The sequence below is a fragment of the Burkholderia paludis genome, from assembly GCF_000732615.1.
In the GTDB taxonomy this organism is placed as follows: Bacteria; Pseudomonadota; Gammaproteobacteria; order Burkholderiales; family Burkholderiaceae; genus Burkholderia; species Burkholderia paludis.
On record NZ_JPGL01000035.1, the window covers coordinates 61,673 to 77,170 of the forward strand.

Here is a 15,498-nt window from a genome sequence, read left to right on the forward strand (position 1 = left end):
ACGCGCCGCATGGCCGATCGCGATGGAACGGGGCTTCGCTGCAGGTACTGACAACGCGCGACGGATGAACGACGGTTCCGACCGACACCACTTTCCGGAAGAACGGTCACGCGCCGGCCGGCGCGGATCGGTTCGTCCGGATCAGGAGACACCATGACAAACACGTTGCTGACAGACGACTCGACGCCCGGCATCCGCGTCGTCACGCTGAATCGCGCCGAGCGGATGAATGCACTGGATGGCGCGACGCTCGCGGCATTGAACGACGCGGTGCGAACGGCCGCCGATCCGGGCCGCGACGTCCGCGTGATCGTGATTCGCGGCAGCGGCCGCGCATTCTGCGCGGGCAACGACCTGAAATGGCTCGCGAGCGGCGTGCTCGCCGATCCCGCCGCGCACATGCGGCATCAGGACCTGATGCAGGACACGTTCGCGCTGATGGAGGCGTCGCGGCAGATCGTGATCGCGTCGGTCAACGGTTATGCGGTGGCCGGCGGGTTCGAGCTGGTACTGGCGTCCGACATCGTGGTCGTCGACGAACACGCGGAGCTGGGCGACGCGCATCTGCAGCGCAACCTGCTGCCGAGCGGCGGTGGCTCGCAGCGGCTGCCGCGCAAGATCGGGCTCGCGCGCGCGATGTACTACCTCGTTACCGGGCGGCGCATGACGGGGCGCGAGGCCGAGCGGATGGGGCTCGCGTCGCTCGCGGTGAGCGGCGATGCGCTCGACGCCGCGACGATGCAGCTCGCCCGCGAGATCGCGCGCACCGATGCCGATGCGCTGGCCGCCATGAAGCACATGACCCGCCGCGCGCTCGACATGCCGCTGCACGACGGGTTGTCGATGGAGCGGTGGATGCAGTACCGCTATCGCATCGAGTCGCCGTCGCTGGTGACGGCCGTGCACGATTTCGCGCGGCGCGAGCCGGGCTGAACGGCGCGCGGCGATACGCGGCCGCTCATGCTCGCGCGGCGCGCGGCTTGCGGGGTTTCGGCGTGGCGGCCTTCGCGGGTTTGGCCGCGCGGCTGGCCATCTCGGTGGCCAGGTGTTCGCGCTTCTCGACGAGGAAATCCATCAGCGCGCGCACCTTCGCGGGCATCTGCTCGCGCGACGGCGTGTACAGGTAGTAGCCGGGAAACGGCTTGCACCACGGATCGAGCACGCGCACCAGCGTGCCGGCATCGAGGTGTTCGCGCAGCGCGATGTCCTGGTGCTGGATCAGGCCGATCCCCTGCAGCGCCGCGCGAATCATGCCGTCGTCGTCGTTCGTGACCACGCTGCCCTGCGGTTCGACTTCGAACGCATGACCCTCGATCTCGGGCGACGTGAACTCCCAGCGATAGATCGCGCCGCTCGTCGTATGGCGATAGCACAGACAGTTGTGCTCGATCAGGTCGGCGGGCGTGGCCGGCGTGCCGTGGCGTGCGAAATAGTCGGGCGAGCCGGCCACCGCCATCTCGAGCATCGGCGTGATCGGCACGGCCACCATGTGTTCGGCGAGGCTTTCGCCCAGCCGGATGCCCGCGTCGTAGCCGTCGGCGATGATGTTCGACAGTCCGTCGTCCATCACGAGCTCCACCCGCAGCAGCGGATAGCGGGCCATGAACTCGCCCAGGTGCGGCTCGACCAGTTTTCGGGCGGCGACCCGCGACGTGTTGATGCGCAGCAGCCCGGACGGCTCGTGCCGGACTTCGTGCAGGTTGCGGATCGCCAGCTCGATCGAGCCGAACGCCGGCCGCAGCGTGTCGTACAGCCGTTGGCCGTCCTCGGTCAGCGACATGTCGCGCGTGGTCCGGTACAGGAGCTTCACGTTCAGTTGCCGTTCGAGCGCTTTCAGGTTCTGCGACAGCGCGGCGCGCGACACGCCCATCTCGGCGGCGGCCCTGGTGAAGCTGAGATGGTGCGCGATATGCACGAACCACGCGAGGGAAGGGAGCTGGGACGGGTCCATGATGCGATTGTCAAGTTCGGTTGACGAATATAGTCGATATTTGATCGTCCGGTAATCGGCACAATGCCGGTGTCGGCGCGAGGCGCGACATGCGATGGCGTGCCGCGCGTCAATGCGCCGGACGGCGAGCGGGAAACGGGGGATGGCGAAGGCGGCCCGCCGCACGCCGTGTCGACGGGCCCGGTTGCCGTGCGGATGCGCGCCGGCCGTCCGGCATGCGGCGCGGACAACGGAGAGGGCGGGCACCGCCGTCGTTGCGACGGCGGTGCGCGTGACGCGGCGACGGGTTCCGTCAGACGATCTTGCGCGATCGCAGATCGGCCACCGCGTGCGCGTCGAGCCCGATGCCGGCGAGGATTTCATCCGTATGCTCACCGGTCAGCGGCGGACGCGTACGGATCTCCGGTGGCGTGCGCGACAGCGAAACCGGCGTCGCGAAAATGGGCACCGGCTTCGGCGCGCCGGGATAGTCCATCCAGCGGATCACGTCGGCGGCCTTGATGGTTTCGTCCTCCAGCGCCTGGCGCGGCGAGTTGACGGGGCTGGCCGGGATGCGCGCCTGCTCCAGTGCGGCCAGTGCGTCGGCGAGCGTCTTGTCCGCACACCATGCGCTCATGAGATCGCTCAGGAGCGCGCCGTTCTCCCCGCGCAACGTATCGTCGGCGAAGCGCGGATCGTCGAGCAGTTCCGGCCGGCCCACGAGCTGCGTCCAGCGCTTGAACATCGGCCGGCCGATGACCTGCGTGATGAACCAGCCGTCCGTGGCCTTGAAGATGTCCGACGGCGCGTAGCCCGACGCGCGGTTCAGCGTGGCCTGACGATCGAGGCCGAGCAGCGCTTCCTCGATCAGCGCGCCGCTGGCCATGTTCAGGCCCGTGCACAGCAGCGACGCACTGACTTCCTGCCCCATGCCGCTGCGCTGGCGTTCGTAGAGCGCCAGCATCACGCCGAGCGCGCACGAGAACGCCGTGGCGAAGTCCACCACCGGCACCATGGCCTTTTGCGGCCGGTCGGGCGTGCCCGCCATGTACACGGCGCCGCTCAACGCCTGGCCGACGCCGTCGAAGCCCACGCGATCGCGCACGGCCTCGCTGTTGCCGAATGCGTTGGACGCGACGAGGATGATGTCGGGCTTGATCGCGCTCAGGCTGCCATAGTCCAGCCCGAGGCTCTTGAGCGTGCGCGGAGGCATGTTCGCGATCACCACGTCGGCATCGGCGACCAGCTTGCGCACGATCTCGCGCCCCTCGGGGCTGTCGAGGTCGAGCGTCATCGAACGCTTGTTGCGGTTGACCTGCAGGAACAGCGCGCCCTCGCCGTGTTCGGTCACCGGCACGATGAAGCGGTCCTCGCCGCCGCCGACGCGGTCGATGCGGATCACGTCCGCGCCATAGTCGGCGAGCAGCGCCGAGCAGAACGGCCCGGCGATGAAGCGGCCGAAATCGAGGACCTTGATGCCTTCGAGTACTTTCATGTTGCGTTCACGGTTGAGTCAGGCGGAGGTCGAGGCCGCACGCACTTCGTCGAGCGCGCCGGGATTGTCGAGCGACGACAGGTCGCCCGGCGGCTGGCCGCAGTACACGCTGCGGATCACGCGCCGCATGATCTTCGAGCTGCGCGTCTTCGGCAGTTGCGCGACCACGTGCACGCGGCCGGGCCGGAACGGGCGGCCCAGGCGCTTGTCGACGTGGCCCGACACGACGGCTTCCAGCTCGGCGCCCGCGATGCGCGCGCCTGGTTTCGGCACGATGAACACGACCAGCTTTTGCCCCTTGTCGGCATCGGCCACGCCGATCGCGGCCGCCTCGGCCACGTCCGGCAGCTCGAGCACGACCTCCTCGACCTCGGCCGGCCCGAGGCGCTTGCCGGCGACTTTCAGCGTGTCGTCGGAGCGGCCCATCATGAAATAGTTGCCGTCGGGCGTGCGCAGTGCGAGATCGCCGTGCACCCACAGGCCGGGAATGGTCTGCCAGTAGGTTTCCAGGTAGCGGTCGTCGTCGCGCCAGAACGATTGCGTCATGCCGACGAACGGTGCGCGGATCGCCAGCTCGCCGACTTCGCCGGTCACGCTTGCGCCGTCGGCGTTTACCACGTCCGCGGCCACGCCGGGCGAGACGGTGTTGAAGCCGCTCGGCGGAATCGGCCGGATCGGGACGCTCGCGAGCAGCGCGCCCGACGCTTCGGTGCCGCCCGTGTAGTTGATGACGGGCGCCGTGCCGTCGCCGAAGCGCTGCAGGAACCAGTTGAAATGCTCGGGCGCGATGCCTTCGCCGGCCGTGATCAGCAAGCGCACAGTGGAGCGGTCGCCCGCGAGCGCGAGCGCTTCGTGGCTGGCCATCCCGCGGATCAGCGTGGGCGCCGAGCCGAAGTGCGTGACGCGGTGGCGCGCCACCACGCGCGACATGCGCGACCAGTCGGGGTAGTCGGGGGCGCCGTCGTAGCACACCAGCGTCGCGCCGCGCAGCAGCGCGCAGCCGAGCACCAGCGTGCCCGCGATCCAGCCCATGTCGGCGGGCCAGCAGTAGACGTCGCCCGGATGCACGTCGAAGTGAACCAGCGAATCGTGCGCGATCTTGACCGGAAAACTTCCGTGCGTGTGCACCACGCCCTTGGGCTTGCCCGTGGTGCCCGACGTATAGATCACCATGAACGGCGTATCGGGCGTGACCGACACCGGCGCGATCCCCTGGCCGGACGCGGCGGTCGCGGTGTCGTACCAGTCGAGATCGCGCGCGTCCTGTGCTGCGGCGTCTTCGCCGCGCTTCCAGATCACCCGTTCGAGCATCGGCAACTGCCGCCATGCATCGCGCAACGTACCCTGGACGTCCACGCGCTTGTTGCGACGCGAGAAGCCGGTGGACGCGATCACGAGGCGCGCCTCCGCGGCCGACAGGCGGGCCACGATCGCATCGACGCCGAAGCCGCTGAACAACGGCACGACCAGCGCGCCGAGATGCACGATGGCCAGCAGCGAGACGGTCGCCTCGATGCCGTTTTCCATCAGCAGGCCGACACGATCGCCCTGCGCGACACCGTGCCGCGCGAGTCCGGCCGCGAAATCGCGCACGCGTTGCTCCAGCTCCGCGTAGGTCAGCTCGCTCACGCTGCCGTCCTCGCGCTCGGCGACGACGGCCTTTTGCCGCGCAGTGGCGGGGTGGCGCGCCCAGCCGTAAATGGTGTTGACCCAGTTGAGCCTGCCGCCCGGGAACCAGCCCGGAAACTGCGGGCCGCGCGACAGGTCCACGTAACCGGTCGGCGGCGTGTCCCACGCGATCGCGCATTCGCGCATCACGGTGTTCCAGTAGCGCTCGGGCTCGGCAAGCGACACGCGCATCAGTTCGTCGTACGACGGCACCTCCAGCGCGCGCATCAGCTTCACGATGCCGGCGTTCTGCAGCTCGCGCTGGCCGGGTTGCCAGGTCTGGCCGGATTCAGGGTTGCTCATGGTCGGTCTCCAGCCTTATGCGCGCTCGACGATCATCGCGATGCCCTGGCCGCCGCCGATGCACATCGTCTCGAGCCCGTAGCGGGCCTGGCGGCGGTGCATCTCGTGCAGCAGCGTGGTCATGATGCGTACGCCCGTCGCGCCGACCGGGTGGCCCAGCGAGATGCCCGAACCGTTTACGTTGAGTGTGTCTTCGAGCGCGTCCATCGAGCTGCCCCAGCCCTTCACGCAGGCCAGCGCCTGGCACGCGAACGCTTCGTTGAGCTCGATCAGGTCCATCTGGCCGAACGTCAGGCCCGTGCGTGCCAGCACCTTCTGCACGGCGGGCACGGGGCCGATGCCCATGCGGGCCGGGTCGCAGCCGGCGGCGGCCCAGCCGACCAGCCAGCCGATCGGCGTGAGGCCGAGCGCGTCGAGCTTGTCCTCGGCCACGATCAGGCACGCGGCGGCCGCGTCGTTCTGCTGGCATGCATTGCCGGCGGTGACGACGCCGTCCTTCACGATGGTGCGCAGTTTCGCGAGGCTGTCGGGCGTCGTGTCGCCGCGCACGCCTTCGTCCTGCGCGACGATCAGTGCCTCGCCCTTGCGCTGCGGCACGGATACCGGAACGATCTCGGCGTCGAAATACCCGGCCCGTTGCGCGGCGGCCGCGCGCTGCTGGCTGCGCGCGGCGAACCGGTCCGACGCCGCGCGCGTGATGTCGTACTCGCGCGCCAGCGTCTCGGCGGTCTCGATCATCCCGCTGATGCGGCCGAAACGGCTTTCCGGCTGCGAGCGCTCGCGGCCGCGGTCGAGCCGGTCGTGCATCGTGACCGAGCCCGCGCGCTTGCCCCAGCGCATGTCGGTGGTATAGAACTCGACGTTGCTCATGCTTTCGACGCCGCCGGCCATCACCACGTCGGCCGCGCCGGTCTGCACCATCATCGCCGCCGTGGCCAGCGCCTGCACGCCGCCGCCGCAGCGCCGGTCCAGCTGCATGCCGGCCACCTCGATCGGGAAGCCCGCCTGCAGCGCGATCCAGCGCCCGGTGCACGGCGTCTCGCCGCTTGCATAGCTTTGCGCGAACACGACGTCGTCGATGCGCGCGGGATCGAGCCCGGTTCGTTCGACCACGGCGCGCGCGACGGTCGCGCCGAGCTCCTCGACGGGTACGCCCTTCAACATTCCGCCGAACGCGCCCACGGGGGTGCGCAGCGGGGAGACGATGGCTGCTCGTTTCATTTCGAATGCCTCTTGAATGTCATCAATATTCAGCCACCCGTGCTCGCGTGTCACGCGCCGGCGGCTATCGTGTGCGGTGCGGCCGCCGGATCAGCCGTAGCGGCCGCCCGTGACGTGCAGCACCTCGCCGCTGATAAAGCCGGCGCGCTCGCTGGCGAGGAAGGCCACTGCGTCGGCGATGTCGTCCGGACGCCCGACCCGCTTGATCGGTTGCGCGGCCACCGCGCGCTCCTTGATCGTTTCGTAGGTCGGCAGCGCCTGCACCATTTCCGTTTCCATGAAGCCCGGCGCGACGCAGTTCGCGGTGATCCCGTAGCGGCCTTCCTCCATCGACAGTGCCTTGGCCATGCCGATCAGGCCCGCCTTGGCGGCCGAGTAGTTGGCCTGGGTCGGGTTGCCCAGGTGGGCGCGCGAGCTGACGTTGATCAGCCGGCCCCAGCCCTGCTCGATGAAGTGAGGCATCACCGCGCGGGCGGCGAGGAACGCGCCCTTGAGCATCACCGTCATCACGAAATCCCAGTCGTCCTCGCTCATCTTCACGAGGTACTTGTCGCGCGGCGCGCCGGCATTGTTCACGAGGATGTGCACGCCGCCGAAATGCGCGACCGTTTCGTCGACGAGGCGCTGCACGTCGGCGGCCTGCGTGATGTCGCCCACGACGCAGTGCGCGGCCAGGCCTTCGTCTCGCAGCGCTTTCGCCGTGGCCTGCGCCAGTTCGGCGTTGATGTCGGTGACGACGACGCTCGCGCCTTCCTGCGCGAGCCGGCGCGCGGTGGCGGCGCCGAGGCCGCGCGCCGAGCCGGTGACGATGGCAACCTTGCCGGTCAAACCCAGATCCATGTGTGTCTCCTGAAGAATGGCGTGTCAGCGCAGGTCGACCCGCGCGTTGGTCAAAACCACCACGTTGCGCTCCACGGCCGTGACGCGCAGTGAAACCGTGTCGTCGCGCACCCACATCTCGGTGCGCAGCGTGTCGCCGGGCCATGCCGGCGCGGTGAAGCGCACGCGCATGCCCGCGAAGCGCGTGTCGTCGTAAGCCAGCACCGTGCGCAGCACCGCGTGGGCGGCCACGCCCATCAGCGCCATGCCGTGCAGGATGGGGCGCGGGAAACCGGCCGCGGAGGCGACCGACGGGTCGGCATGCAACGGATTCAGATCGCCGCTCAGACGGTAGATCAGCGCCAGTTGCGCGGGCGTGCCCAGCTCGCAGACGTGATCGGGCTCGCCGTCGGGCATCGCATGGGGCACCGGCAGCGGTTCGGTGCTGCCGCCCTCGCCGAAGCCGCCGTCGCCGCGCAGCAGGCTCAGTTGCACGACGGTCGCCAGCAGGCGGCCCGTGTCGGCATCGACGATCTCGCGCGTCTGCCGCAGAAACGCGCCCTTGTTTTCGCCCTTGTCCCACAGGCCGGTGATGCGCGTCGTGCCCTTGACGCGGCCGCTGGCCGGCAACGGTGCGTGAATCCTGATTTCCTGTTCCGCGTGCAGGATCTTTTGCCACGTGATGCCCGTATCGGCCTCACGCGCCCAGAAGCCCGGATACGCAAGCACGTTCGCCATGGTCGGCAGCGCGCGCAGCGACGCGCCTTCCCGGCCTTCGTAGACGTAACGCAATTGCCCGGCGTCGAGCGGGTCGGCGCCGAAGCCCAGGCCGAGCGCGTACAGCTGCGTATCGCGCAGCGAGTACGCATGCTCGATGGGCGGGAACGGACGAGACAGCAGATGATCGGGCTGGAGCGGCATGGCGAACGTGACGGCAGTGGATTCGGGTTCCCACGATGGAACCGCCCGATTGGCCGGTCAACGGATCGGCGTACATTGTTCCGTACCTTGGCAGACGCCCGGGGCGCCACGCTCGCCGCGCCAATGCCGGCCTCGCCGGCGCAATTTCATCCTTCGGAACGTTTTCGGCGGGGCGGTTGTTTCGCGCCGGCCGCCGGCGCAGCATCGGGGCGTTTTCTCCATCCTTTCAGGCGTACCGACATGATTCGCGATCAAGAAACGCTCAACGGCCTGCTCGACTCCATCAACCGGTTCGTGCGCGAGCGGCTCGTGCCCAACGAGGAGCACGTGGCCGAAACCGACGAGATTCCCGACGACATCGTCGCCGACATGAAGGCGCTGGGCCTGTTCGGCCTCACCATTCCGGAGCGCTTCGGGGGCCTGGAGCTGACGATGGAGGAGGAGGTGCTGGCGGTGTTCGAGCTGTGCCGGGCTTCGCCGGTATTCCGCTCGCTGCTGGGCACCACCGTGGGCATCGGCTCGCAGGGCATCCTGTTCGACGGCACGCCCGAGCAGCAGGAGAAGTACCTGCCGCGCCTCGCGACGGGCGAACTGATCGCCTCGTTCGCGTTGACCGAACCGGAAGCCGGTTCCGACGCGGCGTCGCTGCGCACCACCGCGATCCGCGACGGCGACGACTACGTGGTGAACGGCACGAAGCGCTTCATCACCAACGCGCCGCATGCGGGCATCTTCACGCTGATGGCGCGCACCAACCCGGAAGACAAGGGCTCGGGCGGCATTTCGGCGTTCATCGTCGACGCGAAGACGCCCGGCATCGGCTTCGGCAAGCGCGACAGGAAGATGGGGCAGAAAGGCGCCCATACGTGCGACGTGATCTTCGACAACGTGCGCGTGCCCGCCGCGAACCTGATCGGCGGAAAGGAGGGGCAGGGTTTCAAGACGGCGATGAAGGTGCTCGACAAGGGCCGCATCCATATCGCCGCGGTGTGCGTCGCCGTGGCCGAGCGCATGCTGTCGATGGCGCTCGCGTATGCGATGGAACGCAAGCAGTTCGGCAAGCCGATCGCCGATTTCCAGCTCGTGCAGGCGATGCTTGCCGACAGCAAGGCCGAGATCTACGCGGCCCGCTGCATGGTGGTGGATGCCGCGCGCCGGCGCGACGACAAGCTGCCGGTGAGCACCGAGGCGTCGTGCGCGAAGCTGTTCGCGTCCGAGATGTGCGGCCGGGTGGCCGATCGTGCGGTGCAGATTTTCGGCGGCGCCGGCTACATGGCCGAATACGCGATCGAACGTTTCTACCGCGATGTGCGCCTGTTCCGCATCTATGAAGGCACGACCCAGATCCAGCAGATCGTGATTGCCCGCAACATGGTTCGCGACGCGCAATAAGGCGCTGCTTACGGGGTGTCTTGCCGCATCGTGCAAGCCGGACGAAGGCGCACGGGTCGCTCCGCATCGATCCGTGGCGGCAGGCGCCGCTCGTCGTTACCGCGACGCGATTGCGCACACGGTCCGGAACAATGCCGGGATTGCGTTCTGCCGCGACCCTGCGCGTGGACGAGGCGCCGGTCATGTCGCCGGTGCGCGCACGGCCACGATGGGCCACCGCGCGGCGCGGCGCCGGCATGGCGAAAATTTCAAAATCAGGGCCGCAATTTCAAAATTGAACACATTTTGAAATCCGGTTTCGGATGATCTCCCCGTGAATCGGGGCCGTCAGCCCCGGCGCCGATGTGGCCTGCTTTTTGCATGGTTGAACCTGGACGTACTCGTCGCCCGCCGCTCAAGGAGGATATTCCCTGCGCCGGACGGGCCTGGCCGAAGAACGGGAAGCTTGCACAAACGTAAGGGGATGCAATGACTGGCTACCAGAAGCGAAATGGCGTACCGCAGGACGACGCACGCGGGGGCGTGCCCGAGCGGGGGGCGGAGGGCGGGCGATCGACGGCGCGGCCCGGCGAGCGGCCCCGCGATGCGAACTGGGCGTGGGCGAGATCCGGTGCGGGCTACGACTGGATGGATCACGCGCCGCTTTTCGAGCACGGCGACTGAAGCCGTGGCGGGCCGCGGCTTGGCGCCCGCCCGCCGTGTTCCGCATGACGACCGGCCGGCTGCCTGCTCGTGCTCGCCGGCGGTCGGCTGAATACTGTTCGCCGTCGCGATGTCGATAGCGACCACCGGGCGATGCGACGAACATGTCGACTGGCGAAAGCCGGGACGATGCAACCGCGAATGACCGACGTGCCGATCCGCACGCCGCCCCGTGAAGCAGGCGGGTGGCTGGCGGCGCGTCGGCGACCTTAATTCAACCATTCATACTCCATGGCTGCCGTGACGCCTATCCCCATCCAGTCCATCCTGATCGCGAACCGCTCCGAAATCTCGATCCGCGTGATGCGCGCCGCCGCCGAGCTGAACATGCGGACGGTGGCGGTGTATTCGAAGGAAGACCGCCTCGCGCTGCATCGTTTCAAGGCGGACGAAAGCTACCTGATCGGCGAGGGCAAGAAGCCGCTCGCCGCGTATCTCGACATCGACGACATCCTGCGCGTCGCGCGGCTGGCGAAGGTCGACGCGATTCACCCCGGCTACGGCTTCCTGTCCGAGAACCCCGATTTCGCGCAGGCGGTGATCGACGCCGGCATTCGCTGGATCGGCCCGTCGCCCGACGTGATGCGCACGCTCGGCAACAAGGTGGCCGCGCGCAACGCGGCGATCGCCGCCGGCGTGCCCGTGATGCCCGCGACCGCGCCGCTGCCGGACGATCTCGGCGCCTGCAAGGCGCTGGCCGCGGAAGTCGGCTATCCGCTGATGCTGAAGGCGAGCTGGGGCGGCGGCGGACGCGGGATGCGCGTACTGGAAAACGCCCAGGATCTCGAAACCCTGCTGCCGGTCGCGCGCCGCGAGGCGCTGGCCGCGTTCGGCAACGACGAGGTGTATGTCGAGAAGCTCGTGCGCAACGCGCGGCACGTCGAGGTGCAGGTGCTCGGCGATCGGCATGGCACGGTCGTGCATCTGTACGAGCGCGATTGCACGGTGCAGCGACGCAACCAGAAGGTGGTCGAACGTGCGCCGGCGCCGTATCTCGATCACGCGGGCCGGCAGGCGCTGTGCGAATCCGCACTGCGCCTGATGCGCGCCGTGGGCTACACGCATGCGGGCACCGTCGAATTCCTGATGGACGCCGATACCGGCCGGTTCTACTTCATCGAGGTGAACCCGCGCATCCAGGTCGAGCATACGGTGACCGAGATGATCACCGGGATCGACATCGTGAAGGCGCAGATCCGCATCACGGAAGGCGGCCGGATCGGTCTCGCCGAGGACGCGACGGACGGCGACGGCACGCTCGTCGCGCGTGCGGCGGGCGTGCCGGAACAGCATGCGATTCCGCTGAACGGCAACGCGCTGCAGTGCCGGATCACGACCGAGGACCCGGAGAACGACTTCCTGCCCGACTACGGGCGGCTCACCGCCTATCGCAGCGCCGCGGGTTTCGGTGTGCGCCTCGACGCGGGCACCGCCTACGGCGGCGCGGTGATCACGCCGTACTACGACTCGCTGCTGGTCAAGGTGACGACCTGGGCGCCGACGGCCGCCGAATCGATTCACCGGATGGATCGCGCGCTGCGCGAGTTCCGGATTCGTGGGGTCACGTCGAACCTGCAGTTCCTCGAGAACGTGATCAACCATCCGGCGTTCATCGCGGGTGACGTGACGACGCGCTTCATCGACAAAACGCCGGAGCTGCTCGAATTCGCGAAGCGCGGCGATCGCGCGACGAAGCTGCTGCGCTATCTCGGCGAGCTGAACGTGAACGGCAACGCCGAGATGAACGGCCGCACGCTGCCGGCGCTGCCGCTGTCGAAGCCCGTGCTGCCGAAGATCGATACGGTGGCGCCGATTCCGGCCGGCACGCGCGATCGCCTGCGCGAGCTCGGCCCGGAGAAGTTCGCGCGCTGGATGCTCGACCGCAAGCAGGTGCTGCTGACCGACACGACGATGCGCGACGCGCACCAGTCGTTGTTCGCGACGCGCATGCGCACCGCCGACATGCTGCCGATCGCGCCGTTTTACGCGCGCGAGCTGTCGCAACTGTTCTCGCTCGAATGCTGGGGCGGCGCAACCTTCGACGTCGCGCTGCGGTTCCTGAAGGAAGATCCGTGGGAGCGCCTCGCGCTGCTGCGCGAGCGCGTGCCGAACATCCTGTTCCAGATGCTGCTGCGCGGCTCGAACGCGGTCGGCTATACGAACTACGCGGACAACGTCGTGCGCTTCTTCGTGCGGCAGGCCGCGAGCGCGGGTGTCGACGTGTTCCGCGTGTTCGACTCGCTGAACTGGGTGCGCAACATGCGCGTCGCGATCGATGCAGTGGGCGAGAGCGGCATGCTGTGCGAAGGCGCGATCTGCTACACGGGCGACCTGTTCGACACGTCGCGTTCGAAGTACGACCTCAAGTATTACGTCGGCATCGCGCGCGAGCTGCAGCAGGCCGGTGTGCACGTGCTCGGCATCAAGGACATGGCCGGCATCTGCCGCCCGCAGGCGGCCGCGACGCTGGTGAAGGCGCTCAAGGAGGAAACCGGGCTGCCCGTGCATTTCCATACGCACGATACGAGCGGAATCGCCGCCGCGTCGGTGCTCGCGGCGGTCGAGGCAGGTTGCGACGCGGTGGACGGCGCGCTCGATGCGATGAGCGGGCTCACGTCGCAACCGAACCTGTCGAGCATCGCGGCGGCGCTGGCCGGCAGCGAACGCGATCCGGGCCTGGACCAGGACCGCCTGCATGAAGCGTCGATGTACTGGGAAGGCGTGCGCCACTATTACAAGCCGTTCGAATCGGAAATCCGGGCGGGCACAGCCGACGTGTACCGTCACGAGATGCCCGGCGGCCAGTACACGAACCTGCGCGAGCAGGCGCGCTCGCTCGGCATCGATCATCGCTGGACCGAGGTGTCGCGCGCGTATGCGGACGTCAACCGCCTGTTCGGCGACATCGTGAAGGTCACGCCGACGTCGAAGGTGGTCGGCGACATGGCGCTGATGATGGTCGCGAACGATCTCGGCGTGGACGACGTGCGCAATCCGGACAAGGACATCGCATTCCCCGAATCGGTCGTGTCGCTGTTCAGGGGCGAGCTGGGTTTCCCGCCCGACGGCTTCCCGGCGGACCTGTCGCGCAAGGTGCTGAAGAGCGAGCCGCCGGCGCCGTACCGCCCCGGCGACCAGATTCCGCCGGTCGATCTCGACGCGGTGCGTACGCAGGCCGAAGCCGCCTGCGAGCAGCCGCTCGACGACCGTCAACTCGCGTCCTACCTGATGTACCCGAAGCAGACGGTCGACTACTACGCGCACGTGCGTGCATACAGCGATACGTCGGTCGTGCCGACGCCTGCGTTCCTGTACGGGCTGCAGCCGCAAGAGGAGGCGGCGATCGACATCGAGCCGGGCAAGACGCTGCTCGTGTCGCTGCAGGGGCGGCACGCCGATGCGCAGGACGGCATCGTGAAGGTGCTGTTCGAGTTGAACGGCCAGTCGCGCTCGGCGCTCGTCGAGCAGAAGAGCGTGGTGCAGGCGGGCAAGGAGCGTCATGGTCCGCAGCGCGCCGATCCGTCCAATCCGCTGCACATCGCCGCTCCCATGCCTGGCTCGGTGGTCACGGTCGCCGTCCAGCCGGGGCAGCGCGTCACGGCCGGCACGACGCTGCTCGCGCTCGAGGCGATGAAGATGGAAACGCATATCGCGGCCGAGCGCGACTGCGAAATCGCGGCCGTGCACGTGAAGCCCGGTGAGCGCGTCGCGGCGAAGGACCTGCTGATCGAGCTGAAGGGCGCGGCGTAACGCGCGCGGCGCCCGTTGCGTCTCGGGCGGGCCGTCTCGACACGGCGGCCTGCCGCGCGGCACGGCTCGAACCGGGCGGGTTCCGCAGGGCCGGCCGTGCGCCGGCCGCAGCGCCGCGAGGCGCTTCGGGAGTCGATTCAATGTTCCGTACATTGATGGATTCCCGCATGCTTGTTCCGCCTCGAAATTGTCGGAACAGCCCGGCTTCGGACGGCGGGCGCCCGATCGTCGCTTCGGCTTGTATTTCAAAGTACGGAACATATCGGCGCTACAATTGACGCGCTTCCCGGTTGGCTCGTGTAATGAAGCCATCGGACGGTCGCATGGGCGAGCGTCGTCGCCGCGTGCGGCGTCCCGCCCCGACCGATCGGAACAAGCATTTCATGGCCGCTTTCAGAGCCGGATCGAGACAAACGGAGCAATCGATGTCGCCGCAGGCAAACCGGGCAGCGCTGCCCGTGTCAGGGCAGGAAGACGCGAGTTGGCATGACGTGCCGGTCGGAGACAGCGAGCGCCCGGACGGCGGGCACGCGTCCGGCGCGATGGTCGTTCCGCTGGCGAGAAGCCTGGCGATCCTGGCCGCGTTCTCGCCGCACGAACCCTGGCTCGGCAATCAGGAGCTCGTGATCGAAACGGGCATTCCCGCGCCGACCGTGTCGCGGATGGTGCGCTCGCTCGTCGCGCTCGGCTATCTTCACTACTCGCCGCAACGCCGCAAGTACCGGCTGGCGGCCCCCGTGCTGTCGCTCGGCTATGCGGCGATCGCGCATTCCAACGTTCAACTGCTCGCGCGCCTCGAAATGCAGGCGTTCGCGAACACGAACGACACCTACGTGATGCTCGGCACGCGCGACCGTCTCGACGTGATCGTGCTGGAAACGTGCGCCGGCAAGCCGGCGTCGGTCGACCTGAAGCTGTATGCGGGCACGCGCCTGCGCATTGCGTCGTCGCCGATGGGCTGGGCGTTGCTGGCTGCGTTGCCGGAGCTCGAGCGCTTCTACCTGCTCGGCAACATCGAACGCAAGACGGGCCGCGACTGGCCCAACCTGCGCCGCCGCATCAGCGAGGGCATTTCGCAGGTGCACAACGTCGGCTATTGCATGTCGCTCGGCGAATGGGAGCCGGACCTGACGATCCTCGCGGTGCCGCTGGTGGTTCAGGACCACACGCCGCTCGTGCTCGCCTGCATCGGGCGCAGCGCGCGGCTCGGGCGCGCGCGGGTCGAACGCGAACTCGGGCCCCGGCTGGTCGCGGCGGCCCGGCATCTGCAGGAGCAGGCGGTCGTCGTCGACTGACA

General features: G+C 68.4%; 10 protein-coding genes. 4 read left to right on the forward strand and 6 right to left on the reverse strand.

Annotated features, from left to right (window positions below):
* Positions 1 to 153 precede the first annotated feature (153 nt).
* On the forward strand, positions 154 to 933 hold the full coding sequence (locus GQ56_RS0122155; protein ID WP_031400716.1) for an enoyl-CoA hydratase/isomerase family protein: 780 nt from the start codon (positions 154 to 156) through the stop codon (positions 931 to 933).
* A gap of 25 nt (positions 934 to 958) precedes the next feature.
* Here GQ56_RS0122155 and GQ56_RS0122160 read toward each other — a convergent pair whose 3' ends face one another.
* From GQ56_RS0122160 to GQ56_RS0122185, 6 genes are all read right to left on the reverse strand, one after another.
* A complete protein-coding gene (locus GQ56_RS0122160; protein ID WP_043301569.1) occupies positions 959 to 1,951 on the reverse strand; it encodes a LysR family transcriptional regulator in 993 nt (330 codons plus the stop codon).
* A 292-nt stretch (positions 1,952 to 2,243) separates the two neighbouring features.
* Entirely contained in the window at positions 2,244 to 3,425 is a 1,182-nt protein-coding gene (locus GQ56_RS0122165) for a CaiB/BaiF CoA transferase family protein (RefSeq protein ID WP_031400718.1), read from the reverse strand.
* 18 nt (positions 3,426 to 3,443) lie between these two features.
* Positions 3,444 to 5,396: an AMP-binding protein gene (locus tag GQ56_RS0122170; protein ID WP_031400719.1), complete on the reverse strand. Its 1,953-nt coding sequence runs from the start codon at positions 5,394 to 5,396 to the stop codon at positions 3,444 to 3,446.
* 15 nt (positions 5,397 to 5,411) lie between these two features.
* Complete coding sequence (locus GQ56_RS0122175) at positions 5,412 to 6,617, reverse strand: acetyl-CoA C-acetyltransferase (RefSeq protein WP_031400720.1); 1,206 nt, start codon at positions 6,615 to 6,617, stop codon at positions 5,412 to 5,414.
* A 90-nt stretch (positions 6,618 to 6,707) separates the two neighbouring features.
* Positions 6,708 to 7,457 (reverse strand): SDR family NAD(P)-dependent oxidoreductase, encoded by a 750-nt coding sequence (locus GQ56_RS0122180; protein ID WP_031400721.1) that lies wholly within the window; start codon positions 7,455 to 7,457, stop codon positions 6,708 to 6,710.
* A 24-nt stretch (positions 7,458 to 7,481) separates the two neighbouring features.
* Positions 7,482 to 8,357 carry a MaoC family dehydratase gene (locus GQ56_RS0122185; RefSeq protein ID WP_031400722.1) on the reverse strand — a complete coding sequence of 292 codons (876 nt, stop codon included), beginning with the start codon at positions 8,355 to 8,357 and terminating at the stop codon, positions 7,482 to 7,484.
* A 240-nt stretch (positions 8,358 to 8,597) separates the two neighbouring features.
* On the opposite strand from GQ56_RS0122185, the gene GQ56_RS0122190 reads away from it, so the two are divergent.
* The 3 genes from GQ56_RS0122190 to GQ56_RS0122200 all read left to right on the forward strand — a co-directional run bounded on the left by GQ56_RS0122190 (position 8,598) and on the right by GQ56_RS0122200 (position 15,496).
* A complete protein-coding gene (locus GQ56_RS0122190) occupies positions 8,598 to 9,749 on the forward strand; it encodes an acyl-CoA dehydrogenase family protein (protein ID WP_031400723.1) in 1,152 nt (383 codons plus the stop codon).
* Positions 9,750 to 10,682: 933 nt separating this feature from the next.
* Positions 10,683 to 14,201 carry a pyruvate carboxylase gene (locus GQ56_RS0122195; protein ID WP_031400724.1) on the forward strand — a complete coding sequence of 1,173 codons (3,519 nt, stop codon included), beginning with the start codon at positions 10,683 to 10,685 and terminating at the stop codon, positions 14,199 to 14,201.
* 425 nt (positions 14,202 to 14,626) lie between these two features.
* Positions 14,627 to 15,496: an IclR family transcriptional regulator gene (locus GQ56_RS0122200; protein ID WP_031400725.1), complete on the forward strand. Its 870-nt coding sequence runs from the start codon at positions 14,627 to 14,629 to the stop codon at positions 15,494 to 15,496.
* The last annotated feature ends 2 nt before the right edge of the window (positions 15,497 to 15,498 follow it).